General features: G+C 68.0%; 1 protein-coding gene. It reads left to right on the top strand.

Features of this window, described 5'->3' with window-relative positions; translation table 11 throughout:
- Window positions 1–35 precede the first annotated feature (35 nt).
- On the top strand, window positions 36–353 hold a 318-nt coding region (locus SD455_RS16685; protein WP_445508756.1), incomplete at its 3' end, for a hypothetical protein.

Raw genomic sequence — 353 nt, 5'->3', positions numbered from 1 at the left:
CAGAGACGTCAGAGGAGGTGGATAGCGTGGGAGACATGGAAGACCAGGACGGGGTGAACCAGCACCCAGACCAGCACGGCCAGCACGGCCAGCACGGCGACGACGGTGCGGCTGGCTCCGTGTTCTGGCCCGCCCGAGCCGCGCACCTGGCCCAAGAACCAGAACTCTCCCATGCCCGAGCACTGATCATCACCACCCGACAGACCGAAGCCCAAGCCCTCACCGGCCTGCTGGCCTACCAAGACCGCAGAGCCCGAGAAGCTGACGCCGCCGAAGTCGACCATCACACCCGCCGCGCCCTGCGGGAGGCCGCCACCGGTGACACCGCCCACATCCTCGGAGTCAGCGAACAG

The sequence above is a fragment of the Nesterenkonia sp. K-15-9-6 genome, assembly GCF_052656005.1.
This window is presented reverse-complemented; position numbering and strand designations above follow the sequence as displayed.